The organism is Streptomyces sp. NPDC006602, assembly GCF_042870385.1.
In the GTDB taxonomy this organism is placed as follows: domain Bacteria; phylum Actinomycetota; class Actinomycetes; order Streptomycetales; family Streptomycetaceae; genus Streptomyces.
Genome location: NZ_JBIAHG010000026.1, coordinates 50,731 through 74,708, shown reverse-complemented (window position 1 = coordinate 74,708; position 23,978 = coordinate 50,731). Strand labels below are relative to the sequence as shown.

Sequence of the window (23,978 nt, the reverse complement as noted above, 5' to 3'; positions counted from 1 at the left end):
TTGTTTCCTCTCGTGCGTGCGGGGTGCCCGACGCTAGAGAGCCGCACTGATTTACGTCAACGTTTTTGTCAACAATCTCATCGACAATCAAGAATCGTCGTGGCGGCACGGAGACCCGGGGGGGGTTACGCGATCGGCGGCGTGCCGTGCGTATGGAAGGACTCGATGGTCTTCAGCCCCCAGGCCTGCCCCTTCTTGCGCTCCTCCTCGGTCCAGGTGATCAGCGGCCAGTCGGGTGCCAGCACCAGCCGTGTGAGCGGGTTGCACAACTCGATGCGGTTGCCGCCGGGCTCGTAGACGTACAGGAAGAACGTCTGCTGGATGGCGTGCTTGTGCGGGCCCGTCTCGATGAACACGCCGTTGTCGATGGCGAGGTCGGCCGCGCGCAGGATGTCCTCGCGGGTGTCGGTCGCGAACGCGATGTGGTGCAGCCGGCCGGCCGAGCCGGTCCAGTCCGAGGTGTAGACGACGTCGTACGACTTGTTCGTGTACGTCAGCCAGCGTGCCGCGATCTGGCCCGTGTCGAGCCGGATCTGCTCGGTGGGCCGTGCGCCGAGGACGTTTTGCTGGAACTCGGCGTTGGCGAGCACGTCGACGGCGAGGAAGTTGATGTGGTCCAGACGCCGCACCCCCACGCCCCGGTTGGGCTTGGCCTGCGGCTGGTTCTTCAGCGCGGGCCTCAGCTCGTCGGGGGCCCGGTAGTGCTCACTCTCCCAGTACAGGGCGTGCTCGTGGCCGTCGGGGTCGATGGTGACGTAGAGCTTGCCGAGGCCGGGTTCGTCCTCGACCCAGTGGCCGGTGCCGCCCGCCTGCTCGACCGCCTTGACACGGCGCTGGAGCGCCTCCTCGCTGGAGGTGCGCAGGGCGAGCCGGCCGAGGCCGGGCTGCTCGCGGGCAGTGAGGACCAGGCTGTGGTGTTCGTAGTCGTCGAAGGTCCGCAGGTGGACCGTGTCGCCGTCCTGCCCGTTGACGGTGAGCCCCAGGTAGTCGGTGAAGAAGGCGACGCTGGCGTCCAGGTCCGGGGTGAACAGCTGGGCGTGGCCGATGTGGGCGATGTCGCCGAGCGGCGGAGTCATCGTTGACCTCCTTGGGTGGGCGGGGGAAGCGGTGCCGTCTCGGCGGACCGGGGGAAGACGGTGCCGTCGAAGATCTTGCGGGCCGTGCGGACCACGGCGGTACGGCGGGCCGAGGGCACTCCGTCGGGGGTGGTGGTGAGGCTGCTTTCGATGTCGAGGAACCCCGTCGGGTGTTCGATACGAACCCGGTCACTGACGGGGTCGAGTTCCGCGAGGTCGTACCCCGTGCTGCCTTCGATCCGCAGGCCGGCCGCCACGCTCGCCGCGCCGAGCACTCCGATGGAGGTGTGGCACCGCACCGGGATGAAGGTGCGGGTGGTGACCACGCCGCCGTTCCTGGGCGGGGCGAGCAACGTGAGCTTGGGCACGGTGGCGTTCGAGACGTCACCGAGGCCCATCAGACGACCCGCCTCCAGGCGGATCGTACGGAGCCGGTCGGCCAGCACTTCGTCGGCCTCCAGCTCGGCGGGCACCTCGTAGCCGGTGACCTTGAGCGAGACGGCCTCGATGAGGACCGTCGGCATGCCGTTGTCCACACAGGTGACCGGCACACCGTCGATCTCGTCGCGGACGTTGCCGGTCGGGAGCAACTCACCGGCGGCGGGCGGGAACTCGATCACCACCGGCGCGGCCGTCCCGGGCACGCCCGAGATCTCGGCGTCCCCGGTGTAGCGCACCCGGCCGCCAGGGGTCGGGAAGGTCGCCGTCGCGTAGTCGCCGGTGTTGACCATGCGGATACGGACGGAGGTCTCCTCCTCCCCCGCGGCCACGAGCCCGCGTTCGACGGCGAACGGTCCGATGCCGGCGAGGATGTTCCCGCAGTTCTGACGATCACTCACCCCCGGCTCGTCGACCATGGCTTGGAGGAACAGGTAGTCGACGTCGGCCCGCGGGTCGGCGGATGGCGAGACCACGGCCACTTTGCTGGTGAGCGGGTGGGCGCCGCCCAGGCCGTCGATCTGCCGCTCGTCGGGGCTGCCCATGATCCGCAGCAACAGTTCGTCACGCAGGGCCGGTTCGGCGGGAAGGTCGTCGGCAAGGAAGTAAGCACCCTTGGAGGTGCCGCCCCGCATCAGCAGGCAGGGCACTTCCCCGGGCACGGGGGTCACGACCGCTCCCCTTCGTACTCGTCATACGTCTTGTACGCGACGCCCAGCCTCTTCAAGTTCTCCCGCAACCCGTAGCGGTCCAGGCCTAGTTGACCGTCGAGGAAGGCGGCGCGGGCCTTGGCCTCCTTGGCCTCGCGGGCCTCGGACGCCTCCACGGTGGCGCGCACGCGCTCACGGGGGACGACGACCACGCCGTCGTCGTCGGCGAGGACCACGTCGCCGGCCCGGATCACCTGGCCGTCGACGGCGACGGGGACGTTGACCGAGCCGCCGGTGGCCTTGACGGTGCCCTGTGCGGAGACGGCACGCGACCAGGCCGGGAAGTCCATGTCGCGCAACTCCTGGGTGTCGCGGATGCCGGCGTTGCTGATCACGCCGCGCACGCCGCGCCGCTGGAGCGCGGTGGCGAACAGCTCGCCGAACATGCCGTCGGTGGACGGCGAGGTGGTGGTGACGACCAGGATGTCGCCCTCGCCGCACTGCTCGACGGCGGCGTGGATCATGAGGTTGTCGCCGGGCCAGCTGAGCACGGTGACCGCGGTACCCGCGACCCGTACGCCCTGCTGGATCGGGCGGATCTCCGGGCCGAGCAGACCGGTGCGGCCCATGGCCTCGCTGACGGTCGCCACGCCGTACTGTGCGAGGGAGTCGACGTCCTTCGCGTCGGCCTTCGGCGGGTTGGTGACGATGACGCCGCTCATGCCAGCTCCTTCGCGATCTGCGGGTACGGACGCATGTAGGCCTCGGCCATGGTCTTGTGCGCGAGCCCCAGGTTCGGGCCGGCGTTGCGCTTGAGCTGCACGCCTCGGCGGACGGCGAGGTCGGTGTAGTAGTCCCACAGGTGCTGCTGGGCGCCCAGGCACTCCATGGCCTTGCGCTTGGTGTCCCACACCTCGGTGATGTCGAGCAGCACCTCGGGCTTGAAGCCGCTCATCTCGGGCTGGTGCGGCTCGAAGTAGAAGACCGGCGGGGCGCCGATGATCTCGCCGGGCCCGGGGTAGCCGATGGCCTGGGCGAGGACCCGGGCCTCCAGGGCCATCCGGCTGGCGGCCGGGTGGTCGCCGTTGTAGGGGTCCTCGGTCGGGTGGGTGAGCACGATGTCGGGCTGGGTGTCGCGGTAGACCTCGACGAGCCGGTCGGTGAGCTCGGGGGTGACGAGCAGCGGGTAGTCGCCGGCGTCGAAGAAGCGGACCTCGGCGCCCAGGGTGGCGGCTGCGCGCTCGGCCTCGTCGCGGCGTATCGCCTTGATCTCCTCCAGCTTTTTACCCTCGCGCCAGGCCTTGGCGGACTCGCCGCGCTCACCGAAGGTCAGGCAGGCGATGGTGACCTTCTCGCCGCGGGAGGCGGACAGGGCGATGGCTCCGCCCGCTCTCCACACGAAGTCCCCGGCGTGCGCGGTGACGACGAGTGTCGACCGTGGGGTGGCGGGCGCGCCTGGGTGCGTCATGGCTCACATCGCTCTCTGTTCGGGCGGTTCGCCTCCGGGGCGCTCCAGCCGGTGCCGAGTCCCCGACCGTGCTCAGCCCTTCGGGCCACGGCGCGGTCACGCTCTCGATGCCGGCGCGCCCCTTCGGCTCACTCGCCGGAGTGGACGGGTGTGCGCCCGCCTCGCGCGGCTCAGACGCGCAGCGCCTCGATCACGCTGGTGAGGTGGGCGCGGACGGCCGTCTCGGCCGCCTGCGGGTCCCTGGCCCTGATCGCCTCGATCATCGCCAGATGCTCATTCAGGGACTGCTGCGGACGCCCCGGCCTCAGCGCCAACTGGAAACGGTGACGCACCAGTTGGGCGTTGAGCCGCTCGAGGAGTTCCAGGGCGGTCCGCTGGCCCGAGAACTCCCGGATCCTGGTGTGCAGTTCGTGGTTGAGGTCGGAGTAGGTCACGGGTTCGCCGTCGGCCACGGCCTTGGTCATGGCCGTGCCCAGTTCCGTCAGTTCGGCGAGCTGCTCGTCGCTGGCGGCGACGGCCGCCTTCGCGGCGCACAGACCTTCGAGGACCATCCGGCACTCGGTGATGGCGACCGCTTCCTCCACGGTCACCACCCGCACCCGCGAGCCGCGGTTGCGGATCCGCTCGACGAGCCCCTGGGACTCCAGGTCGATCAGAGCCGCACGGATGCTGGCCCGTGTCACCCCGAACTGCTCGGCGAGTTCGTTCTCCACCAGCCGTTGTGCCGGTGCCATGTCGCCGTGCAGGATCGCCTGCCGCAGCTGCGCGAGCGCGTGCTGTTTGGCCTGCTCTCCGGTGCTCGGACGGGCTTCTTTCGGCATCGTTGCCCTCCCTGAGTGAGTGCCTGTCGAACCTAAATCTAGCCAGACAAGATTGTCAACAATTTTGTCCGCCGTATTGCGGGCATGGATCTTCCCAGGAATGTCCCACAGGACGCCCGCAGCCCGCTTCAGGGAGTGGCGCAGCCGAGCCAGTAGCCGAAGCCGCGGCGAGTGTGGATGAGGGCGGGGTCCTCCTGGTCCACCTTGCGCCGCAGCCGCGAGACGAGCTTCTCGATGGCCTGGTCGGCGCGGTACTCGCCCCAGACGTACCGGCAGATCTGCTCCTTGGACAGCACATGCTCGGCGTTGGCCAGCAGATGGCGCAGGAGGCGGTACTCGGCGGGGGTGAGGTCGAGGGGACGCGGCCCGCGGCCGGCCCGGCACGTGGCGTCATCCAGGACGAGATCGCCGTAGCACGGAACCCCCGTGGGCGCAGCGGGGCGCCGGCCGCGCAGCAGGACCTGGACGCGGGCCAGCACCTCGGCGATCCGGACCGGCTTGGTGACGTAGTCCTCGCGCCCCGAGCCCAGTTCGGGGACCAGGCTCTGCAGGGCGTCGCAGCCGGCCAGGAAGAGCAGCGGCGGGCGGTCCGCGGGTGCGGTCCGGCGGCCTCGGGCGAGGTCCCTCACGTCGGGCAGCCCGGTGTCCCACACCACGAGGTCGAACCGGTGCCGGGCCAGGCGGGCCATGCCCTCGGCGCCGGTGCCCGCGGTGCCGACCCGGTAGCCGGCCAACTCCAGTGTGGTGGCGAGCAGTTCGGTGTCGCCGGGATCGTCGACGACGACCAGGAGGTGCTGGCCGTCCCCGCGGGGAGGCCGTGTGCCGGGATTCCCGTACATGGCGAGACCATTCGTGGGCGGACTGTGCTTCACGGCGACGGTCCGCTCGGTCAGGAGGCGACGGGGGGAACGTCGAGCCGGTCCTCGGCGTGGGCCACGAAGTCGCCGACCATCCGGCGGAACAGCGCGGCGAGCTGCTCGATGTCCTCCTCGGACCAGTCGGCCAGAGCCATCTCCATACCCCGGCGACTCACCTCCCGTATGCGTTCGACCGCCGCCAGGCCGGCGTCCGTGATCTGGATGCGCTGGGCGCGCCGGTCGTCGGGGTCGGCGACCCGGACCACGTACCCGTCCTGCTCCAACTGCCGTAGCTGCCGGGTGACATGGGACGCCTCCACCGACAGGCGGACCGCCAGCACTCCGGGGCGCAGCGGCTCGCTCTCCGCGATGTGCCGCAGGATGGCCACGGCGGCCCGGTCCAGCGCCAGTCCGGCCAGGGCCATCAGGCGCTCGTGCTGCCGGGCGCGGCCGGCCAGGTAGGTGACACGAGTGAGGAACCGCTCGATCTCGGCCACGTTCGTCGAGACGGGCGCTGCGGTGGGCGACTGTGCGGGCATGCGATCACCTTAGAGGTAGTTGCCTGACTTAAGCAATATGCGGAAGGTTGCTTGACTTAAGTAATGCGCTTATGCTTGCCTAAGTCAAGCAAGACGACCTCGGACCGGGGCCGCTTCCAGCGGAGGCGGCCCCCTTCGCGCCGAACCTGTGGGGACAGGCGCGGCGCGGTCGCCGGGCCGGTGGCGGCACTCCCCCGTCCGCCGCCGGCCCGGCGACGCATACAGACGACAACTGGTCGGGCAACCGTCCTCCCCCGCCCTGTCAGAGCTCGCACGAGCACGGCAACACCTGTCACGACACCCCCTGTCACCAGCACCTCCAGAAAGTGAGACCCTCCATGGCCACGATGAAGTCCGTCCTGACCGGCGCCGAGAACGAGATCGACGTGGTGGATGTCGAGCGCCCCGTGCCCGGCCCCAAGGACGCACTGGTACGGATCCGCGCCTGCGGCATCTGCGGCACCGACACCTTCTTCCTCCACCTGGGCGGCATGCCCACCGGCGCGGACGGCTCGAAGCGTGCCATTCCGCTGGGACACGAGCCGGCGGGCGAGGTCGTCGAAGTGGGCGCCGAGGTCACCGACCTGAAGGTGGGCAACCGTGTGGTCGTCAATCCGCAGGGGTCCCCGACCGGCATCATCGGCTGCGGCGGCGACCTCGGAGGCATGGACGAGTACCTGCTCATCAGGGACGCCGAGATCGGCAAGAGCGTCGCCGTCTTCCCCGACGACGTCCCCTTCGCCGTCGCCGCCCTCAACGAGCCGATGGCGGTCGCCCGCCACTGCGTCAACCGCTCCGAGGCGAAGCCGGGCGACAAGGTCGTCGTCTTCGGCGCCGGACCCATCGGTCTGGGCGCCGCCATCTGGCTGAAGCTGCGCGGCGTCGAGCACGTGGTCGTCGCCGACGTCATCCCCTCACGCCTGGAGACGGCACTGGCGGTCGGCGCCGACGCGGTCATCAACTCGGCCACCGAGAACGTCACCGAGCGCCTGACCGAGCTGCACGGCGAGGCCGCCAACGCGCTCGGCCAGCCCCGCGCCGGCACGGACATCTACATCGACGCCGCCGGGGTGCCCGCCGTCTTCCAGGCCGCCGTCGACTCCGCGAAGTGGAAGGCCAAGATGGTCATGGTCGCCGTGCAGAAGAAGTCCGACGCCATCGACCTCGGCGGCATGCTCCGCAGCGAACTCACCCTCATCGCCTCCCAGGGCTACCCGACCGAGATCTTCGAGGTCACGGCGGAGCTCGCGGAGCACAAGGACCGCTTCGCCAGGCTGATCAGCCACCAGGTCCCGTTCTCCGAGGTGGACAAGGCCTTCGAGCTCGCACTGACCCCGGGCGCCGCGGAGAAGGTCGTCGTCACCTTCGACGAGTGACGAACCTTCCCGGGTTCCTGCCGCCGCCTCCGGCCGGCAGGAACCCGTGGCGGTCCGCACCGCGGTGACAGCACCGGACGGGAATCCCCACACCATGATCGACAATCCGCAACGCCTGCCGCCGGCCCGCCCCCACGCTGTCGACGCCGGGCTCGCCGCCGCGCTCTTCGCCTGCTCGCTGCCGGGCAGCCTGGTCACGCTCCCGGGCCACGACCCGGGCGTGCCGTGGTGGCCCGGTGTCCTGCTCACCGGGGTCGCGTGCGCCGCGCTGCTGTGGCGCCGCGGCCTGCCCCGCACGACGACGGCCGTGGCGGTCGTCTGCGCGACGGCCGTCTCGGCGCTCGGCTACATCCTCACGGTCCTGCTGCTGGGGCCGCTGATGGTCGCGCTGCACTCGCTGGCCGTCCGCACCGACCGCAGGACCGCGAACACCTTCGCCGGCACCGGCATCGCCTTGCTGGTCGGTGTCGCCCTGATCGTCGGCCCCGGTGACGAACCTCTGGTCCTCAAGCTGCTCGGCCCCGCCGCCTGGCTGCTGCTGCCCACCTCCCTGGGCACCGTGACCCGGCTGCGCGGCGCCTATCTGGAGGCCGTGCAGGCACGCGCCGAGCACGCGGAACGCACCCGGGAGGAGGAGGCGCGACGGCGCGTCACCGAGGAGCGCATGCGCATCGCCCGGGACCTGCACGACGTCGTCGCCCACCATCTCGTCCTGGCGAACCTCCAGGCCGGCGCGGTCACCCGGATGCTGCCCGCGCGGCCCGACGAGGCCGGGCGGATCGCCGGAGTGCTGTCCGGCACCACGTCCGCGGCGCTGCGTGAACTCAAGTCCACCGTCGGCCTGTTGAGGCACCAGGTGGACCCCCCTTCTGTCGTCGACAGCAAGGTTCCCACGACCCACACGACCGATCGCGAAGAGCGTATGCCCCACACGCCATACACCGACAAGCCACCGGCGCCCACCCCCGGCCTCGCACAGCTCCCGGACCTCGCGTCCTCGTTCCGCCACGCCGGCCTCGCGGTCACCCTCGCCACCGACGGCGATCCGCGGCCGCTGTCGGCCGGCGCCGCCCTCACGGCGTACCGGATCGTGCAGGAAGCCCTGACCAACGTGACCAAGCACGCCGTCACCGGCTCGGCCGAGGTACGGCTCGCCTACACCCACGACCGGCTGGTCGTCAGGGTCGTCAACGCCGAGGGCGCCAGACGGCCCGACTCGCCTTCCCCTGACGGGGGTTACGGCCTCATCGGCATGCGCGAGCGTGCCCGCTCGGTCGGTGGCCACATCCGTGTGGGGCACCTCCCGCAGGGCGGCTTCGAAGTCGTCGCCGAGCTGCCGGTGCAGTCGTACCGGCTGGAGGAACCCGCGGCCACCTGAGGCCCTGCCCCGCCCGTGGCACTCGTCACACCCACCTTCCGCTTGCTTAAGTCAATCAATTGCGATTAACTTGAGTGAGTCAAGCAATACTGTTGTCCACACCCCCCTTGTGTCCTGACGGAGGCTCTTGCCATGTCCGACGCCCTTGCCCGACCCGCCGAGGCGGTGACGCCCGCCCAGTCCAGGTCGAACGCCGTCGTGGCGGTGCTGGCCTTCGCCGGAATCGTCGTCGCGTTGATGCAGACGCTCGTCATCCCGATCGTCCCCGAGCTGCCCAAGCTGCTCGACGCCTCCGCCTCGAACACCGCCTGGGCGGTCACCGCCACCCTGCTCGCCGCCGCCGTGGCCACCCCGGTGGTCGGCCGCCTCGGCGACATGTACGGCAAGCGCCGCCTGCTCCTGGTCAGCATCGTCCTGCTGATCGCCGGCTCGGTCGTCTGCGCACTCAGCGACTCCGTCATCCCGATGATCGCCGGACGCGCCCTGCAGGGCCTGGCCGCCGGTGTCATCCCGCTCGGCATCAGCATCATGCGCGACGTCCTGCCCGCCGAACGGCTCGCCGGATCGACGGCCATGATGAGCGCCTCCCTCGGCGTCGGTGGCGCCCTCGGCCTGCCCTCCGCGGCGTTCATCGCCGACAAGTGGGACTGGCACCTCCTGTTCTGGACCTCCGCCGCCCTCGGCGCCGTCGCCTTCGCGCTGGTGCTGACGCTCGTACCGGAGTCCAAGGTGCGAGCCGGCGGCCGCTTCGACCTGGTCGGCTCGCTGGGCCTGTCGGCCGGACTGGTGACCCTGCTGCTGGCCGTCTCCAAGGGCGGCGACTGGGGCTGGACCAGCCCCACCACCCTGGGCCTCGCCATCGCTTCCGTTGTGATCCTGCTCGCCTGGGGCCTTTACGAGCTGCGTTCCAGCCAGCCGCTGGTCGACCTGCGCACCACCGCCCGCCCGCAGGTGCTGTTCACCAACCTCGCCTCCGTCGCGCTCGGCTTCTCGATGTTCGCGATGTCCCTGGTCCTGCCGCAGCTCCTCCAGCTGCCCGAGGCCACCGGCTACGGCCTCGGCAAGTCCATGCTCACCGTCGGCCTGGTCCTCGCCCCCCAGGGCCTGGTGATGATGGCCATGTCCGCCGTGTCCGCGGGCATCACCAAGGCCAAGGGCCCCAAGCTCACCCTGATGATCGGCGCGCTGATCGTGGCCGCCGGCTACAGCCTCAACATCGTGCTCATGTCGGAGGTCTGGCACCTCGTCCTGGTCTCCTGCGTCATCGGCGGCGGCATCGGCTTCACCTACGGCGCCCTGCCCGCCCTGATCATGGGCGCCGTCGACCCCACCCAGACCGGCGCCGCCAACAGCCTCAACACCCTGATGCGCTCCCTGGGCACCAGCTTCGCCAGCGCCATCGCCGGCGTCATCCTCGCCCAGATGACCACCGACTACGGCGGCTTCCCCCTGCCCTCGGAGAACGGCTTCAAGGTCGTCATGGCCATCGGCGCCGGAGCCGCCCTCCTCGCCTTCCTCTTCGCCACCTTCATCCCGAAGCCCCGCGCCCCGCAGACGGCGCCGGCCACCGACGGCCCCGCCGAGACCACGGAGGCCGCCGCGGCCAAGGTGTGACCCCACCCGCGAGAACGAGGCGGTGGCCACCCGGTTGACGGGCGGTCACCGCCTCGTTCTGCGTCGCCGACCACTTGGTGATCGCGTCAGCCGGCACGACGCCCACGCCGAGGAGCCAAGACGCTGCGAAGGTGTACGCGATCAGTCTTTGAGCGGCGGGGCCGTGGTGCCGCGGATCTCCAGCGTCGGGGCGGCCAGATGGAGCCGTCCCGCCCCGCCGGCTCCCTCGAAGCGGTCGAGGAGGCAGCGGGCGGCGCGGCGGCCGACCTCGTGGCCGGCGTTGTCGACGGTGGTGAGCCACAGGTGGCGCAGCCGGGAGATGCTCGTGTCGTCGTAGCCGGTGACGGACAGGTCGTGCGGGACCCGCAGGCCCAGTTCCGCGGCCGCCGAGAGCACGCCGACGGCGGTGATGTCGTTGACGGCGACGACGGCGGTGGGCCGCCCGGGTCGGCCGAGCAGCCGTACGGCGGCCCGGAAGCCGCCCTCCTCCGTCATGTCGCCGGTCTCGAGGAGCGCCAAGTCGGCGAGGCCGTGGGCGCGCATGGCCGCCTCGAAGCTGCGGCGGCGCAGTTCGCCGACGGCGCCGTAGCCCGCGATGTGCGCGATGCGGCGGTGGCCGAGGCCGATGAGGTGCTCGGTGATGAGTCGGGCGCCCCGCTCGTCGTCGCCGGCGACCACGTCGACGCCGGGCGGGACGGGCTCGCGGGCGCCCGCGACGACGACCGGTATGCGCTCGGCGACGGTCCCCAGCGCGGCCGGGTCGGGCAGGGTGCCGACCACGACCAGACCGTCGGCCTGGAGGTCCAGGAAGGGCCGGGCGAGGTCCTGGCCGGTGCGGCGGTTGAGGCGGGCGTCGCCCAGCAGCATGTGCAGGCCCTGGTCGTGCAGGAGGGCGTTCAGGCCGTCGAGCAGGTCGATGAACCAGGGGTTGCGCAGGTCGTTGAGGAGCACTCCGACCGTGCGGGTGCGCTGCTCGCTGAGGCTGCGGGCGGCGGCGTTGGGGCGGTAGCCGAGGTCGCGTACGGCCCGCAGTACGGCGTCCCGCTTCTCGGGGCGGACCTGGTCGGAGCCGCGCAGCACGAGCGAGACCAGCGACTTGGAGACGCCGGCCTTCTCGGCCACGTCCCGGATCGTCGGCTGTCTCATGCTGTGGACCGTTCCATGCGGCGCGCCGCCTTGTCAAAGGGGTTGACACCTGTGGAAAGCCCGCTCAGGGTGGCTTGGACAGTTCATGGACCGGTCCAAAGAGGGGCTCATGGTGGATACGCTCGGTGTCGCCGTCGTCGGATTCGGCTGGATGGGCCGGGTGCACAGCCAGGCGTACGCCCGCGTCCGGCATCACTACCCGAAGTTGCGCCTGCGCCCGGAGCTGGTGACGGTCGCGGACGAGGTCCCGGGGCGGGCGGAGGAGGCCGCTGCTCAGTTCGGGTTCGCCACGGCCGTCCGGGACTGGCGCGAGGTGGCCGCCGACCCGCGGGTGCGGGCCGTCAGCATCACCGCGCCGAACTTCCTGCACCGGGAGATCGGCGTCGCGATGGCCGAGGCCGGCAAGCACATCTGGATCGAGAAGCCGGTCGGTCTGACCGTGGCGGACGCCCGGGCGGTGGCGGACGCGGCCGCCAAGGCCGGCATGCACAGCGCCGTCGGCTTCAACTACCGCAACGCGCCCGCCGTGGAGGCGGCCCGCGAGCTGATCACCTCCGGCGGCATCGGCACGGTCACCCATGTCCGCGTCCGCCTGTTCAGCGACTACGCGGCCCATCCCCAGGGCGCGTTGACCTGGCGGTACGAGCGGGAGCGGGGCGGCAGCGGAGTGCTGGGCGACCTGGCCTCGCACGGCGTGGACCTGGCCCGGTACCTGCTCGGCGACATCACGTCCCTGACCGCCGACACCGCGGTCTTCGTGCCGGAGCGGGCCCGCCCCACCGGCGCCACGGCCGGTCACAGCCTTGCGTCCGGAGGCGAGCTCGGCCCGGTCGAGAACGAGGACTACGTCAGCTGTCTGCTGCGCTTCGCCTCCGGCGCCCGCGGCGTCCTGGAGGCCTGCCGGGTCTCGGTCGGCGAGCAGAACAACTACGGCTTCGAGGTGCACGGCACCAAGGGAGCGGTGTTCTGGGACTTCCGCCGGATGAACGAACTCGGCGTCAGCCGCGGCGACCGGTACCAGGACCAGCCGGTCAGCACGGTGTACGTGGGTCCCGGCGAGGGCGAGTACGGGGCCTTCCAGCCCGGCGCCGCCAACGCCATGGGCTACGACGACCTCAAGGTGATCGAGGCGTACCGCTTCCTCCGCTCGATCGCCGAGGGCACCGCGCACGGGGCCACCCTCACCGACGCCGTGCACAGCGCTGCCGCGCTGGACGCGATGGCGCGGTCGGCCGAGAGCGGTGCCTGGGTGGACGTACACCGGGGAGGGTGACGGTAGGACCACCCCTGATCCGCCTCTTGGACCCAGGGACGGCTCACCCCCGGGACGGCAGGCTTCAAGGTGTCGGCAAGCACGCCGACGCCGAGCCGCCCACCGACACTCGGGGGAAACCATGAACGAAACCTTCGCCAGGCGCCTGACGGGCCTCGCGGGCATCGCCGCCGCGGCCGCACTCATCGTCGAAGTGCCGCTGTACTTCGTCTACTCGGGCCCGCCGCCGGACGCGAACGTCCTGTCGCGGCTGCTGATCGGGATCGTCGCGCTCGCACTCATGGTCGTGTTCGTGACGGCCTTCCGCGAACTGGTCCGGGGGGTGAGCCCCGCCCACGAGTGGGTCGGCTCGATGGCCTCCGCCACGGGGCTGGTCTACGCGACGATCACCCTGGTCTCCATGGGTCTCGAGGCGGGCGCGGTCATCGCCGCCGACCGTCCGATCGATCCGACCGTCGACGTCAGCGGTACCTACATCCTCTACGGGTCGATCTCCCGCATCATGCTGGCGCTGTTCCTCACCGCCTTCGGCCACGCCGTCTCCCGCACCCGGCTGTTGCCCCGCTGGACCGGCCGGTCGGCGTACGTCCTCGCGGGTATCAACCTGGCTTTCGTACCGTCCTTGTTCTTCGGCAACACACCGGCGAACTTCTACGCGGCGAACGGCTGGGGCACCACCGCGCTGATGGGCGCCCTCCTCAGCTACTGGCTGCTGGCCGTGGGCGTCAGCGTCCACCGCAGCGCCGGACGGGTCGCGCAGACCGGATCACCTGCGCTGCAGCACTGAGACGGCCCCTCGCAAGGCCCGCCCCAGGCCGCCGGTGTCAGCCGGTCGTCGCCTGGGGCGGCATGTTGTACGGCGTGACCACCTGGATCGCCGACGGCAGCGTGGGTCCCGCGGGCGGCAGGGCGCCGTGGGCGCGCATGACGATGTGGCAGGCCTCCCGCAGGTCCTGGCGCAGGTCGTGGTGGAGCACGGCGGACAGCCGGTGCTCGCGCAGCAGGCGGGTGTTGTCGTGGTCGAGGTCGTGCGCGACGAATACCGCGCACTCCCGCCCCGCGTCCTCGAAGGCGCGCAGGGTCGCGATGTTGCCGCCGCCGATCGAGTAGACCGCCCGGATGTCCGGGTCGCGTTCCAGCGCGGCCCGGACCAGGTCGTACTGGGTGGCGTCCAGGCCCTGCCCCTCGGCGATCTCGACCAGGGTGCGGTCGGGATGGTGCGTGCGCATGGCGCTGCGGAAGCCCATCTCGCGCTCCTCCTCGTTGCGGAAGAAGCCGCTGCTGAGGCTGGTGAGGACATTGCCGGGACGGTCGCCGAGCCACTGTCCCATGAGGTACGCGGCGGTCGCGCCGGCCGCCCGGTTGTCGCTGCCGACATAGCCGAGGCGGGCGGTGGCGGGCAGATCGGTGACCAGGGTGACGACGGGTATGCCCGCCTCCGCGAGCCTGCCCACGGCCGCGGTCACCTCGGGGACGTCCGGTGCTTTGAGGACCACGCCCTGGGAGCCGCGCCGGGCGATCCGGTCCAGGGTCCGGGTGAGCTCCTGGACCGGGCCGGTCTCGCGGAAGTGGAAGCGCGAGCGGACGACCGCCGGGTGCAGGGACGGCAGCTCGGCCTCCAGGGCGGCGCGGACGGCGGTGGAGAACCGCTCCGGTGCCTGCATCACGATGTCGATCATGAAGGTACGGCCGACCAGGCGGACCTGGGTGCGCTGCCGGTCGAGGTCGGCGACGGCCTGCCGGACCTCCCGGGCGGTGCTCTCGCGCACGCCGCCCCTCGCGTTCAGGACCCGGTCGACGGTGGCCTCGCTCAGGCCCGCCTGACGTGCGATCTCCCGGATCGGGAAGGGATGGCCCACGTAAGGCTCCTTGAGGGGTTTTTGATGGCTCGCTGCCGGTTGTTCGAGGGGTTTGTACTGACAAGAATGACAGCGCCGAGTCGCCCCTGTCACCGAGCCGCTCCCTTGACCGAAAGGACGACGATGTCCTTCACCTCCGTACAACGCCGCGCCTGGCTGTCCGAACGGGACTGCGACCTCGCCGATCTCCGCTCGCTCGTCGAGCGCCCGACGGACCTCGCCGACTACCCGTACGCCGCTTCCGCGGAGCGCGGCGTCCTGATCTACGACAGTGCGCGACTGCGCGGCGCCGAGGACCCGCGCGAGGTCCAGGCCGAACTGGTCCGCGCCCTCACCGGCGGCCCCGGCATCGTGGTCTTCCGGGGCGCCTTCCCGGATCCGGCGGTCGTCGACCGGCTCTCCGCCGTGTTCGACGCGCTGATCGCCGAACAGCGCGCCTCGGGCGCGACGTCCGGCGACCACTTCGCCGCCCCAGGCGCCAACGACCGGGTGTGGAACGCCCTGGAGAAGGCGGCCCTGTACGACCCGGAGGCGTTCGCCGACTACTACGCGAGCGACATCCTGGCGCTGGCCTCGACCGCCTGGCTGGGTCCGGGCTACCAGGTGACCTCGCAGGTCAACGTGGTCAACCCGGGCGGCGCGGCGCAGACGGCACACCGCGACTACCACCTGGGCTTCCTGTCCAACGAGGTCGCGGCGGCCTACCCGGCGCACGTGCACCGCCTCTCCCCCGTACTCACCCTGCAGGGCGCGGTCGCGCACTGCGACATGCCCGTCGAGTCCGGGCCGACGATGTACCTGCCGTACTCGCAGACCTACGAGCCGGGCTACCTGGCGTGGCGACTGCCGGAGTTCCAGGCGTACTTCGAGGAGCACCACGTCCAACTCCCGCTGGCGAAGGGCGACGCGGCCTTCTTCAACCCGGCGCTGTTCCACGCCGCCGGCACCAACCGCTCCACGGACATCCGGCGCACGGCCAACCTCCTCCAGGTGTCCTCGGCGTTCGGGCGGGCCATGGAGACGGTGGACCGCGAGGCGGTCGCGAACGCCGTGTTCCCCGTACTGCTCAAGCGGCGCACCGAGGGCGCGGACGAGGCATGGCTGGAGAACGTGATCGCGGCGAGCGCGGAGAACTACCCCTTCCCCACCAACCTCGACAGCGATCCGCCGGTCGCGGGTCTGGCCCCGCCCTCTCAGGCCGACGCGGTACGGCGGGCGCTGCGCGAGGCATGGACACCCGAGGCGCTTCGGGACGAACTACGGGCCGGCGCCGAGCGCCGCGCAAGCTGAAAGGACCTGGAACACATGGGACTACTCGACGACAAGGTCGTCCTGGTCAACGGTGGCAGTCAGGGTGTGGGCGCCGCCGTCGCGCGCGCCGCCGTCCGTGAGGGCGCGGTGGTCGCCGTCACCGGCCGGCGCCCGGAACCGGGCGAGGCCCTGGTGGCGGAGCTGACCGCCGCCGGCGGCAAGGCCATGTTCGTACGGGCCGACCTGGCGGACGCGGAGCAGGCCAAGGCGTCCGTCGCGCAGGTCGTCGCGGCGTACGGCCGGGTCGACTGCCTGGTGAACTCGGCGGGGCTGACCTCGCGGGGCACGCTGCTCGACACCACGCCCGAACTGTTCGACCAGCACATCGCGATCAACCTCAAGGCGCCCTTCTTCGCCATGCAGGCCGCCGTCGCGGACATGGTGGGCCGGGGCGCGCCCGGCACGGTCGTCAACATCATCACGTCCTCGGCGCACGGCGGGCAGCCGTTCCTCGCCCCGTACGTCGCCGCGAAGGCCGGGCTGGTCGGCCTGACCCGCAACGCGGCGCACGCCCACCGCTTCGACCGGGTCCGCATCAACGGGCTGAACATCGGCTGGACCGCGACCGAGGGCGAGGACGCGACCCAGAAGGCCTTCCACGGCGCCGGCGACGACTGGCGCGAGCAGGCCGCGGCACGGCTTCCGATGGGCAAGCTGGGCCAGCCGGACGAAATCGCCGACTTCGTCGTCCTCCTTCTGTCGGACCGGTCCGGGGTGGTGACCGGCTCGGTGATCGACTGGGACCAGAACGTGCTGGGCGGTCTCGACTGACCTTCCTCTCCGCCTCCGCCCGTAGAACCCCGCACCCGCCCGTAGAACCCCGCACCCGCTCGTAAGACCCCGCACCCAAGGAGCATGTCCCCCATGCGTATCGGAATCCTCGGCCTCGGCCGCATCGGCGCCTTCCACGCCGAGACCCTCTCCGGACTCGACGCGGTCACGTCCCTCGTCGTCGCCGACCCGTTCGCGGACGCCGCCAAGGCCGCCGCCGAGCGCTTCGGCGCCGAGGTCGCGGACTCCCCCGAGGCCGTGCTGGCCGCCGGGGTCGACGGCATCGTCGTCGCCGCGGCGACCGACGCCCACCCGGCGCTGATCCGCGCCGCCGTGGAGGCGGGCGTGCCCGTGTTCTGCGAGAAGCCCGTCGCCCGCACCATGCGGGAGGGCGTCGAGGTGCTGAAGTCCGTCCAGGGCAGTGACGTGCCGATCCAGATCGGCTACAACCGGCGCTTCGACGCCGGGTTCGTCGCCGCGCGGGCCGCCGTCCAGAGCGGTGAGCTGGGCAAGCTGCACACCGTACGGTCCACGACGCTGGACCCGGCGCCGCCGCCGGCCGCGTACATCGCCGCCTCGGGGGGCATCTTCCGGGACTGCTCGGTGCACGACTTCGACATCATCCGCTGGGTGACCGGCCGGGAGGTGACCGAGGTGTACGCCGTCGGCGGCAACCGGGGCGCCGACTACATCAAGGAGGCGGGCGACGCCGACACCACGGGCGCGATCCTCACCCTGGACGACGGCACCATCGCGGTGGTCTCCAACTCCCGCCACAACGCCCGCGGTTACGACGTCCGCATGGAGATCCACGGCTTCACGGACTCCATCGCCGTCGGCCTGGAGGACAAGCTGCCGCTGCGCTCGGTCGAGCCCGGCGTGACCTTCCCCGCCGGCACCCCGCACGACTTCTTCATGGACCGCTTCACCGAGGCCTACCGCGCCGAACTCACCGCGTTCACCGAGGTCGTGGCGGGCACCCGCACCTCCCCGTGCACGATCGAGGACGCCCTGGAGGCCGGCTGGATCGCCGAGGCGTGCACACTGTCGCTGGGCGAGCACCGTCCCGTGACCATCGAGGAGGTACGGCAGGCATGAGCGGACCGGGCCGGAAACCACTGCGCATCGGAGTACTGGGCGCGGCACGCATCACCGAACGCTCACTCGTGGACCCGGCCCATGCGACCGGCCACCGCCTCGTCGCGGTGGCCGCCCGCGACCGTTCCCGCGCGGAGGCCTTCGCGGCGGCGCACGGCGTGGAGCGGGTGGCCGACTCGTACGCCGACCTGATCGCCGACCCCGAGGTGGAGGCCGTCTACAACCCGCTCGCCAACGGCCTGCACGGGCCGTGGAACCTCGCCGCCCTCGCGGCGGGCAAGCACGTCCTGACGGAGAAGCCGTCGGCGAGCAACGCCGAGGAGGCCGCCGAGGTACGGAAGGCTGCCGAGAAGGCCGGGACCGTCTTCCTGGAGGGCTTCCACTACCTCTTCCACCCGGTCACCCGGCGCCTGCACGAGCTCCTGGAGAGCGGTGAACTCGGTGAGCTGCGGCGGGTGGAGACGATGGTCGCCATCCCCGCCCCGGACGACTCCGACCCGCGCTGGTCGCTGCCGCTGGCCGGCGGCGCGGTCATGGACCTGGGCTGCTACAGCCTGCACGCGGTACGGATGCTCGCGCCCTGGGCGGGCGGCGCGCCCCGGCTCGTCTCCGCGCGGGGCGGGGAGCGCCCGGGGGCGCCCGGGGTCGACGAGTGGCTGGACGCCGAGCTGGAGTACCCGGGCGGCGCCACCGCGTCGGCCCGCTGCCACATGGCGTACGCGGAGCTGGAGATGAGCTGCCGGATCGTCGGCACCCGCGGTGAGGCGAGCGCCCCGAACTTCGTGCTGCCGCAGCTCGACGACCGGATCGTGGTGCGTACTGCCGAGGGCGAGCGGACGGAACGGCTCGGCACCCGGTCCTCGTACACCTACCAGTTGGAGGCGTTCGCGGACCGGGTACGGGAGGGGACGCCGCTGCCGCTGGACGCGGACGACGCGGTGGCGACGATGACGCTCATCGACGAGTGCTATCGCGCCGCCGGGTTCGAGCCTCGGCCGCGGACCAGCGCCGGTCGGTAGCCGAACGTCGGGCAGGGCTCCCCCGTCGCCCACTGCCGCTCCCGGCGACTCTCCCGGTGGCCATGGTTGTACGGGGATACGCCCCATGTCACCGGTAGAGCGCGGGCTTCTCCACGAGGTCGACCTCCACCCGGCCGCCTTCCGCCAGCGCCCGTACCCCCGCCTCGCACACCGCCGCCGCGGCATAGCCGTCCCAGACGCTGGGCCCGACCACCTCGCCGCGGCGGGTGGCGTCGGCCCAGGCCTGGACCTCGCGGTCGTAGGCGTCGGCGAAGCGCACGGTGTAGTCCTGGTCGATGGTGCCGCCCCAGCGGCCGGCCATGTTGGTGACCATGGCGTGGCCGTCACCGACGCGAGCGGTGCCGCGCTCGCAGACCACCTCGGCCTGGACCTGGTAGCCGAAGCCGCAGTTGACGAAGATCTCGACGTCGGACACCGCGCCGCCGTCCGTCTCGAACACGACGAACTGCGGGTCCTGAAGAGCGTCCGGCGCGCTCGCGGACGGGGTGGGGCGCAGCACCGTGACGGCCGTGATCTCGTGGCCGAGCAGCCAGCGGGTCACGTCCGTCTCGTGTGCCACGGAGTCGCTGATGAGCATGGCACTGGTGAAGCCGGGCGGGCTGGCCACGTTGCGGTGCCGGTTGTGCAGCATGAGCGGGCGGCCCAACTGGCCTGTGCCCAGGAGGGCCTTGAGCCTGACGTACTCGGCGTCGTAACGCCGCATGAAGCCGACCTGGACCAACCGCCGGCCCAGCTTCCGCTCGGCCTCCAGCACGCGCAGGGCGGAGGCCGCGTCGGGGGTGAGCGGCTTCTCGCACAGCACGGGCAGGCCGTGCTCGAAGGCGGCCAGCAGGGCGGCCTCGTGGGCGGGGCCCGGTGCGGCGACCAGGACGGCGTCGACGTCGGCCGCCGCCATCGCGGAGGCCGGGTCGGTGTAGGCGGTGCAGCCGTCGACGCGGGCCGCGACCGTCTTGGCGCGCTCCGCGTCGACGTCCACGACGGCGGCCACCCGGGCGCCGCTGGTGACCTGTTGGATACGGCGGACGTGGTCGGCGCCCATCCGACCGGCGCCGATGACGGCGACGCCGAGTTCCTCGCTCGTGCCACGGGTGGTCATGGTCTGTCCCTTCAGGCGCCGCAGGACCTCAGGAACTTGCGGGTGCGCACCGCGATCGGCAGCGGCTTGTCCGGCTCGCAGGGGTACATGTCCTGCTCGACGATCGCGAACAGCTCCACGCCGAGCTTCTGCGCCGCCACCAGGACCGGTTCCAACTCCGGTACCCCGGACGGTGGTTCGCACATCACGCCGCGCCGCACGGCGGGCCCGAACGGCACCTCGTTCTTGACGACGTCGGCGAGGATCTCCGGGTCGACCTGCTTGAGGTGGAGGTAGCCGACGCGCTCGCCGTACGTCTCGATGAGCTTGACGCTGTCCCCGCCGCAGTAGGCGTAATGCCCCGTGTCCAGGCAGAGGTTGACCAGTTCGGAGTCGGTCGAGTCGAGGAACCGCTCCACGTGGTCCTCGGTGTCGATGTGGGTGTCGGCGTGCGGGTGGACGACGATGTCGAGGCCGTACGTCTCCTTGACCTCGTGGCCCAGCCGCTCCATGCCCTTGGTCAGGTGCGCCCACTGCTCGCCGGACAGCTCCGGCGGCTCCAGGATCTCGGCGGTCTTGTCGTCGCGCCAGAACGACGGGATGACGACGAGGTGCTTCGCGCCCATCGCCTGGGTGAGCGCGGCGACCTGGCTGACGTGCTCCCAGGTGGCCTCCCAGACGGAGGGGCCGCGGTGCAGGCCGGTGAAGACCGTGCCCGCCGAGACCTTCAGGTCGCGCCTGGCGACCTCCTCCGTCAACCGGGCCGGGTCGGTGGGCAGATAGCCGTACGGTCCCAGCTCGATCCAGGAGTAGCCGGCCTCGGCGACCTCGTCCAGGAAGCGTTCCCAGGGCACCTGCACCGGGTCGTCCGGGAACCAGACGCCCCAGGAGTCGGGGGCCGAACCGACCCGGATGCGGTCGAGCGGAGAAGTCATGTCAGGACTTCCCTTCGCCGGTGGTCGCGGTGTTGGCGGTGGGTGCGGTGAGGTCCTTCTCCTCGGGGAGTTCTTCGACGTCGACGCCACGGACCTGGGCCAGTTCGTGTTTGAGCGCGGCGAGTTCGGTGCCGCCGGCCATGTGGTTGGTGAGTTCTTCCAGGCTGACCTCGCTGCGGGAGGCGGAGAGTTCCATCGTGCCCAGGCGCAGCACGCTGAAATGGTCGCCGACCATGTAGGCGTGGTGGGGGTTGTGGGTGATGAAGATGACGCCGAGGCCGCGGTCGCGGGCGGCGGCGATGTACTTGAGCACCACGCCGGACTGCTTGACGCCCAGGGCTGCGGTGGGCTCGTCGAGGATGAGGACGCGGGCGCCGAAGTAGACGGCGCGGGCGATGGCCACGCACTGGCGCTGGCCGCCGGACAGGGTGCCGATGGGCTGTTCGAGGTCGTTCAGAATGATGCCCATGTTGCGCAGTTCGGTGTCCGCGGTCTTCTTCATGGTCTCGATGTCGAGGCGGCGGACGGGCCAGGGGCCGCGGGTCATCTCGGAGCCGAGGAAGAAGTTGCGCCACACCGGCATCAGCGGGACGGTCGCCAGGTCCTGGTAGACGGTGGCGATGCCCTTGTCGAGGGCCTCGCGGGGGGTGGAGAAGCGCACCGGGGTGCCGTCGACGAGGAAGTCGCCCTCGGTGTGCTGGTGCAGCCCGGAGATGATTTTGATGAGGGTGGACTTGCCGGCGCCGTTGTCGCCGAGCACGCAGGTGACCTGGCCGGGGTGCACCCGGAGGTCGACGCCGTGCAGGGCGCGGATGTTGCCGTAGGCCTTGCCCGCGCCGCGCAGCTCGACCAGCGGCGCGCCCGTGCCGTCGGGGCCGGGGGTGGTGTCGGTGTCGGGGAGGACGGCGCCGTGGGTGCCGGTGTGGTTGGTTGTCATGAAGGTCACCTCCGGGTCGCCGACTGGCGGACCCACAGATTGATCAGGACGGCGCCCAGGAGCATCACGCCGAGGAAGGCCTTGAACCAGTCGGGGTTCCAGCCGGCGAAGACGATGCCCTGGTTGACCATGCCGAACATGAAGGCGCCGAAGACCGGGCCGATCGCCGAGCCGTAGCCGCCGGTCAGCAGGCAGCCGCCGATGACGGCCGCGGCGATGTAGATGAGCTCCTGGCCCACGCCCTCGCCGGACTGGACGGTGTTGAAGGTGAACAGCTGGTGCATGCCGACGAACCAGGCGCCGAAGCCGACCAGCATGAACAGGGAGATCTTGGTGAAGGTAACCGGGACACCGACGGCCCGCGCGGAGTCCTTGTTGCCGCCCACCGCGAAGATCCAGTTGCCGTACTTGGTGCGCAGCAGCACCCAGGTCGCGATGGCCGCGAAGACCAGCCAGTAGAAGACCGTGATCTTCACCTGGACGCCGCCGATGTCGAAGGACGACGCGAAGATCTTCTTCGCCTGGTCGAAGCCGGCCATGTCGCTGATGTCGTCGGTGGCCACGTTGGTGGTCACGAGTTTGGTGACCGCGAGGTTGGCGCCCTGGAGGATCAGGAAGGTGCCCAGGGTGACCAGGAAGCTGGGCAGCCCGGTCTTGACCACCATCCAGCCGTTGAAGAAGCCGACCGCCAGCGACACGATCAGCGCGGCGAACACACCGACCCACACGTTCATGGTCAGTTGGTAGCTGAGCATGCTCGCGGTGAGCGCCGAGGTGAGCACCGCGACACCGGACGACAGGTCGAACTCGCCGCCGATCATCAGCAGGGCCACCGGCAGCGCCATGATCCCGATGGTCGACGACTGGTACAGGATCGTGGACATCGAGCTGCCGTCACGCACCGGCGGCGCCGCGATCAGGAAGAACACGTACACCGCGGCCGCGCCGAGAAACACACCCACCTCGGGGCGGGCCAGCAGCCGCAGCGCCAGAGGTCGTTGAGAGGTCCGGCCGTCGGTCTGCTTCGGGCCGGAGGCCGGCGGTGTGCTCACCGCCGGCTCGGCATGCTGGGTCATACCCATCACCTGGTGCCCTTCGCGGCGAACGAGGCCACGGCGTCGACGTTGGACTTGTCCACGAAGGCCGGCCCGGTCAGCACCGGCTGTTCACCGCCGCCCATGTAGTTGCCGTTGTTCTTGTAGAGCCACAGGGAGTCGATCGCCAGGTAGCCCTGGAGGTAGGGCTGCTGGTCCACGGCGAACTCGATCGTGCCCTGGTCGATGGCGCTGGTCAGCTGCTTGTTGAGGTCGAAGGTGGCGATCTTCGCCTTGCTGCCGGCCTCGGACACCGACTGTGCCGAGGTCAGCGCGAAGGGGGCGCCGAGGGTGATGATCTGGTCGATGGAGGAGTCCTGCTTCAGCTTGGCGCTGATCGTCGACTTCACGGACGGCATGTCGGTGCCGTTGACGAACAGCGTCTGCAGCTTGCCGGAGAAGGTCTTCTTCACGCCGTCGCATCGCTGGGTGAGGCCGATGTTGCCCTGCTCCTGGATGACACAGACGGCGTTCTTGACGCCGGTCGTGTTCAGCTTGTTGCCGAGGGCCTCGCCCGCGACGGTCTCGTCCTGGCCGAAGAACTCCATCAGGCCGAGCTTCTTCCACTCGCTCACACCGGAGTTGAGGCCGACCACCGGAATGTTCGCGGCCTTGGCCTTGCCCACGACGTCCTTGAGGGCGTCCGGCTTGGCGAGCGTGATGGCGATGCCGTCGACCTTCTGGTCGATCGCGTTCTGGACCAGGTTGGCCTGGTTGCCCGCGTTCGGGTCGGCGGAGTAGACGAGCTTGATGTTGTCCTTGGCGGCCGCGGCCTCGGCACCCTTGCGGACGATGTCCCAGAAGGTGTCGCCGGGCGACTGGTGGGTCACCAGTGCGACCGTCATCCGAGGAGTGGTGGCCTTGCCCGCGGAGGCACCGGCCTCGCTCTCCTCGGCCTTCTTGCCGCCAGAGCTGCTGGAGCAGCCTGCGAGGGTAAGGGCCGCGGCCGCGGCGACTGCCACGACGGGGGCGAATCTGCGGGAGCGGAAGCCAGAAATGCGGTCCATCTTTCCTGCACCTCACTGTGCTGCGGGGAAACGGCGATCACGAGGTTATAAGGGGCCCGGGACCTCGGAGGATCCGGGTCATGCGCCATGGGAACACGGTAGTTGCGCTGGGACGGGATCCAACTCCTCCGGCGCGCCCGCTGTCAATACTTTGTTAAGACATCATTTCACAAGCAGGTCAGAATGTAAGTACAAAGTATTGACAGCGTCACTCT

The 23,978-nt window shown here is 70.8% G+C and carries 23 protein-coding genes; 9 read left to right on the top strand and 14 right to left on the bottom strand.

Going from position 1 to position 23,978, the window contains the following annotated elements; all coding sequences use genetic code 11:
• Nucleotides 1-125: 125 nt before the first annotated feature.
• The 7 genes from ACFYO2_RS38485 to ACFYO2_RS38455 form a co-directional block, all read right to left on the bottom strand.
• Nucleotides 126-1,076, bottom strand: a complete 951-nt coding sequence (locus ACFYO2_RS38485; RefSeq protein ID WP_388359027.1) for a catechol 2,3-dioxygenase — start codon at nucleotides 1,074-1,076, stop codon at nucleotides 126-128.
• Nucleotides 1,073-2,149 carry a 4-oxalomesaconate tautomerase gene (locus tag ACFYO2_RS38480; protein WP_388359056.1) on the bottom strand — a complete coding sequence of 359 codons (1,077 nt, stop codon included), beginning with the start codon at nucleotides 2,147-2,149 and terminating at the stop codon, nucleotides 1,073-1,075. The genes ACFYO2_RS38485 and ACFYO2_RS38480 overlap by 4 nt, the downstream gene beginning before the upstream one ends.
• 32 nt (nucleotides 2,150-2,181) lie before the next feature.
• Nucleotides 2,182-2,886 (bottom strand): 4-carboxy-4-hydroxy-2-oxoadipate aldolase/oxaloacetate decarboxylase, encoded by a 705-nt coding sequence (locus tag ACFYO2_RS38475; RefSeq protein WP_388359024.1) that lies wholly within the window; start codon nucleotides 2,884-2,886, stop codon nucleotides 2,182-2,184.
• Nucleotides 2,883-3,632 carry a PIG-L deacetylase family protein gene (locus tag ACFYO2_RS38470; RefSeq protein ID WP_388359021.1) on the bottom strand — a complete coding sequence of 250 codons (750 nt, stop codon included), beginning with the start codon at nucleotides 3,630-3,632 and terminating at the stop codon, nucleotides 2,883-2,885. The genes ACFYO2_RS38475 and ACFYO2_RS38470 overlap by 4 nt, the downstream gene beginning before the upstream one ends.
• 170 nt (nucleotides 3,633-3,802) lie before the next feature.
• On the bottom strand, nucleotides 3,803-4,453 hold the full coding sequence (locus ACFYO2_RS38465) for a GntR family transcriptional regulator (RefSeq protein ID WP_388359020.1): 651 nt from the start codon (nucleotides 4,451-4,453) through the stop codon (nucleotides 3,803-3,805).
• 128 nt (nucleotides 4,454-4,581) lie between these two features.
• On the bottom strand, nucleotides 4,582-5,292 hold the full coding sequence (locus ACFYO2_RS38460) for a response regulator transcription factor (RefSeq protein ID WP_388359017.1): 711 nt from the start codon (nucleotides 5,290-5,292) through the stop codon (nucleotides 4,582-4,584).
• A 50-nt stretch (nucleotides 5,293-5,342) separates the two neighbouring features.
• The gene (locus ACFYO2_RS38455) at nucleotides 5,343-5,849 is read right to left on the bottom strand and encodes a MarR family winged helix-turn-helix transcriptional regulator (RefSeq protein ID WP_388359014.1); all 507 of its coding nucleotides are present in this window, start codon (nucleotides 5,847-5,849) and stop codon (nucleotides 5,343-5,345) included.
• Between the two features lie 338 nt (nucleotides 5,850-6,187).
• On the opposite strand from ACFYO2_RS38455, the gene ACFYO2_RS38450 reads away from it, so the two are divergent.
• The 3 genes from ACFYO2_RS38450 to ACFYO2_RS38440 all read left to right on the top strand — a co-directional run bounded on the left by ACFYO2_RS38450 (nucleotide 6,188) and on the right by ACFYO2_RS38440 (nucleotide 10,217).
• Complete coding sequence (locus ACFYO2_RS38450; protein WP_388359012.1) at nucleotides 6,188-7,225, top strand: zinc-binding dehydrogenase; 1,038 nt, start codon at nucleotides 6,188-6,190, stop codon at nucleotides 7,223-7,225.
• Nucleotides 7,226-7,271: 46 nt separating this feature from the next.
• Nucleotides 7,272-8,603, top strand: coding sequence for a sensor histidine kinase (locus tag ACFYO2_RS38445; protein WP_388359009.1), 1,332 nt, complete (start codon nucleotides 7,272-7,274; stop codon nucleotides 8,601-8,603).
• Nucleotides 8,604-8,735: 132 nt separating this feature from the next.
• Complete coding sequence (locus ACFYO2_RS38440) at nucleotides 8,736-10,217, top strand: MFS transporter (protein ID WP_388359006.1); 1,482 nt, start codon at nucleotides 8,736-8,738, stop codon at nucleotides 10,215-10,217.
• 141 nt (nucleotides 10,218-10,358) lie between these two features.
• Here ACFYO2_RS38440 and ACFYO2_RS38435 read toward each other — a convergent pair whose 3' ends face one another.
• Nucleotides 10,359-11,363: a LacI family DNA-binding transcriptional regulator gene (locus tag ACFYO2_RS38435; protein WP_388359003.1), complete on the bottom strand. Its 1,005-nt coding sequence runs from the start codon at nucleotides 11,361-11,363 to the stop codon at nucleotides 10,359-10,361.
• Between the two features lie 109 nt (nucleotides 11,364-11,472).
• Here ACFYO2_RS38435 and ACFYO2_RS38430 point away from each other — a divergent pair, with 109 nt between their 5' ends.
• Nucleotides 11,473-12,636 (top strand): Gfo/Idh/MocA family protein, encoded by a 1,164-nt coding sequence (locus ACFYO2_RS38430; RefSeq protein ID WP_388359000.1) that lies wholly within the window; start codon nucleotides 11,473-11,475, stop codon nucleotides 12,634-12,636.
• Between the two features lie 121 nt (nucleotides 12,637-12,757).
• Nucleotides 12,758-13,423 (top strand): hypothetical protein, encoded by a 666-nt coding sequence (locus ACFYO2_RS38425; protein ID WP_388358997.1) that lies wholly within the window; start codon nucleotides 12,758-12,760, stop codon nucleotides 13,421-13,423.
• A gap of 37 nt (nucleotides 13,424-13,460) precedes the next feature.
• Here ACFYO2_RS38425 and ACFYO2_RS38420 read toward each other — a convergent pair whose 3' ends face one another.
• Nucleotides 13,461-14,495 carry a LacI family DNA-binding transcriptional regulator gene (locus tag ACFYO2_RS38420; RefSeq protein WP_388358995.1) on the bottom strand — a complete coding sequence of 345 codons (1,035 nt, stop codon included), beginning with the start codon at nucleotides 14,493-14,495 and terminating at the stop codon, nucleotides 13,461-13,463.
• Between the two features lie 123 nt (nucleotides 14,496-14,618).
• On the opposite strand from ACFYO2_RS38420, the gene ACFYO2_RS38415 reads away from it, so the two are divergent.
• The 4 genes from ACFYO2_RS38415 to ACFYO2_RS38400 all read left to right on the top strand — a co-directional run bounded on the left by ACFYO2_RS38415 (nucleotide 14,619) and on the right by ACFYO2_RS38400 (nucleotide 18,694).
• Entirely contained in the window at nucleotides 14,619-15,785 is a 1,167-nt protein-coding gene (locus tag ACFYO2_RS38415; RefSeq protein WP_388358992.1) for a phytanoyl-CoA dioxygenase family protein, read from the top strand.
• A 15-nt stretch (nucleotides 15,786-15,800) separates the two neighbouring features.
• Complete coding sequence (locus ACFYO2_RS38410; protein WP_388358989.1) at nucleotides 15,801-16,577, top strand: SDR family oxidoreductase; 777 nt, start codon at nucleotides 15,801-15,803, stop codon at nucleotides 16,575-16,577.
• A gap of 93 nt (nucleotides 16,578-16,670) precedes the next feature.
• On the top strand, nucleotides 16,671-17,675 hold the full coding sequence (locus ACFYO2_RS38405; protein WP_388358986.1) for a Gfo/Idh/MocA family oxidoreductase: 1,005 nt from the start codon (nucleotides 16,671-16,673) through the stop codon (nucleotides 17,673-17,675).
• Nucleotides 17,672-18,694, top strand: coding sequence for a Gfo/Idh/MocA family protein (locus ACFYO2_RS38400; RefSeq protein WP_388358983.1), 1,023 nt, complete (start codon nucleotides 17,672-17,674; stop codon nucleotides 18,692-18,694). The genes ACFYO2_RS38405 and ACFYO2_RS38400 overlap by 4 nt, the downstream gene beginning before the upstream one ends.
• Nucleotides 18,695-18,782: 88 nt before the next feature.
• On the opposite strand, the gene ACFYO2_RS38395 is transcribed toward ACFYO2_RS38400, so the two are convergent.
• The 5 genes from ACFYO2_RS38395 to ACFYO2_RS38375 are packed head-to-tail and all read right to left on the bottom strand — an operon-like array spanning nucleotide 18,783 to nucleotide 23,763.
• Nucleotides 18,783-19,811 carry a Gfo/Idh/MocA family protein gene (locus tag ACFYO2_RS38395; protein ID WP_388358981.1) on the bottom strand — a complete coding sequence of 343 codons (1,029 nt, stop codon included), beginning with the start codon at nucleotides 19,809-19,811 and terminating at the stop codon, nucleotides 18,783-18,785.
• An 11-nt stretch (nucleotides 19,812-19,822) separates the two neighbouring features.
• A complete protein-coding gene (locus ACFYO2_RS38390) occupies nucleotides 19,823-20,725 on the bottom strand; it encodes a sugar phosphate isomerase/epimerase family protein (RefSeq protein ID WP_388358978.1) in 903 nt (300 codons plus the stop codon).
• Between the two features lies 1 nt (nucleotide 20,726).
• Nucleotides 20,727-21,662, bottom strand: coding sequence for an ATP-binding cassette domain-containing protein (locus tag ACFYO2_RS38385; protein ID WP_388358975.1), 936 nt, complete (start codon nucleotides 21,660-21,662; stop codon nucleotides 20,727-20,729).
• Nucleotides 21,663-21,667: 5 nt separating this feature from the next.
• A complete protein-coding gene (locus ACFYO2_RS38380; RefSeq protein ID WP_388358972.1) occupies nucleotides 21,668-22,744 on the bottom strand; it encodes an ABC transporter permease in 1,077 nt (358 codons plus the stop codon).
• Complete coding sequence (locus ACFYO2_RS38375; protein WP_388358969.1) at nucleotides 22,744-23,763, bottom strand: sugar ABC transporter substrate-binding protein; 1,020 nt, start codon at nucleotides 23,761-23,763, stop codon at nucleotides 22,744-22,746. The genes ACFYO2_RS38380 and ACFYO2_RS38375 overlap by 1 nt, the downstream gene beginning before the upstream one ends.
• Nucleotides 23,764-23,978: the final 215 nt, after the last annotated feature.

Bases quoted from the DNA above. Each gene is read 5' to 3' on its own strand.
- ACFYO2_RS38390 (WP_388358978.1), bottom strand. From the start codon at position 20,725: ATGACTTCTCCGCTCGACCGCATCCGGGTCGGTTCGGCCCCCGACTCC.
- ACFYO2_RS38405 (WP_388358986.1), top strand. From the start codon at position 16,671: ATGCGTATCGGAATCCTCGGCCTCGGCCGCATCGGCGCCTTCCACGCC.
- ACFYO2_RS38450 (WP_388359012.1), top strand. From the start codon at position 6,188: ATGGCCACGATGAAGTCCGTCCTGACCGGCGCCGAGAACGAGATCGAC.
- ACFYO2_RS38475 (WP_388359024.1), bottom strand. From the start codon at position 2,886: ATGAGCGGCGTCATCGTCACCAACCCGCCGAAGGCCGACGCGAAGGAC.
- ACFYO2_RS38435 (WP_388359003.1), bottom strand. From the start codon at position 11,363: ATGAGACAGCCGACGATCCGGGACGTGGCCGAGAAGGCCGGCGTCTCC.
- ACFYO2_RS38470 (WP_388359021.1), bottom strand. From the start codon at position 3,632: ATGACGCACCCAGGCGCGCCCGCCACCCCACGGTCGACACTCGTCGTC.
- ACFYO2_RS38375 (WP_388358969.1), bottom strand. From the start codon at position 23,763: ATGGACCGCATTTCTGGCTTCCGCTCCCGCAGATTCGCCCCCGTCGTG.
- ACFYO2_RS38410 (WP_388358989.1), top strand. From the start codon at position 15,801: ATGGGACTACTCGACGACAAGGTCGTCCTGGTCAACGGTGGCAGTCAG.
- ACFYO2_RS38415 (WP_388358992.1), top strand. From the start codon at position 14,619: ATGTCCTTCACCTCCGTACAACGCCGCGCCTGGCTGTCCGAACGGGAC.
- ACFYO2_RS38455 (WP_388359014.1), bottom strand. From the start codon at position 5,849: ATGCCCGCACAGTCGCCCACCGCAGCGCCCGTCTCGACGAACGTGGCC.
- ACFYO2_RS38480 (WP_388359056.1), bottom strand. From the start codon at position 2,149: ATGCGGGGCGGCACCTCCAAGGGTGCTTACTTCCTTGCCGACGACCTT.
- ACFYO2_RS38430 (WP_388359000.1), top strand. From the start codon at position 11,473: ATGGTGGATACGCTCGGTGTCGCCGTCGTCGGATTCGGCTGGATGGGC.
- ACFYO2_RS38385 (WP_388358975.1), bottom strand. From the start codon at position 21,662: ATGACAACCAACCACACCGGCACCCACGGCGCCGTCCTCCCCGACACC.
- ACFYO2_RS38395 (WP_388358981.1), bottom strand. From the start codon at position 19,811: ATGACCACCCGTGGCACGAGCGAGGAACTCGGCGTCGCCGTCATCGGC.
- ACFYO2_RS38425 (WP_388358997.1), top strand. From the start codon at position 12,758: ATGAACGAAACCTTCGCCAGGCGCCTGACGGGCCTCGCGGGCATCGCC.
- ACFYO2_RS38465 (WP_388359020.1), bottom strand. From the start codon at position 4,453: ATGCCGAAAGAAGCCCGTCCGAGCACCGGAGAGCAGGCCAAACAGCAC.
- ACFYO2_RS38380 (WP_388358972.1), bottom strand. From the start codon at position 22,744: ATGGGTATGACCCAGCATGCCGAGCCGGCGGTGAGCACACCGCCGGCC.
- ACFYO2_RS38485 (WP_388359027.1), bottom strand. From the start codon at position 1,076: ATGACTCCGCCGCTCGGCGACATCGCCCACATCGGCCACGCCCAGCTG.
- ACFYO2_RS38400 (WP_388358983.1), top strand. From the start codon at position 17,672: ATGAGCGGACCGGGCCGGAAACCACTGCGCATCGGAGTACTGGGCGCG.
- ACFYO2_RS38460 (WP_388359017.1), bottom strand. From the start codon at position 5,292: ATGTACGGGAATCCCGGCACACGGCCTCCCCGCGGGGACGGCCAGCAC.
- ACFYO2_RS38440 (WP_388359006.1), top strand. From the start codon at position 8,736: ATGTCCGACGCCCTTGCCCGACCCGCCGAGGCGGTGACGCCCGCCCAG.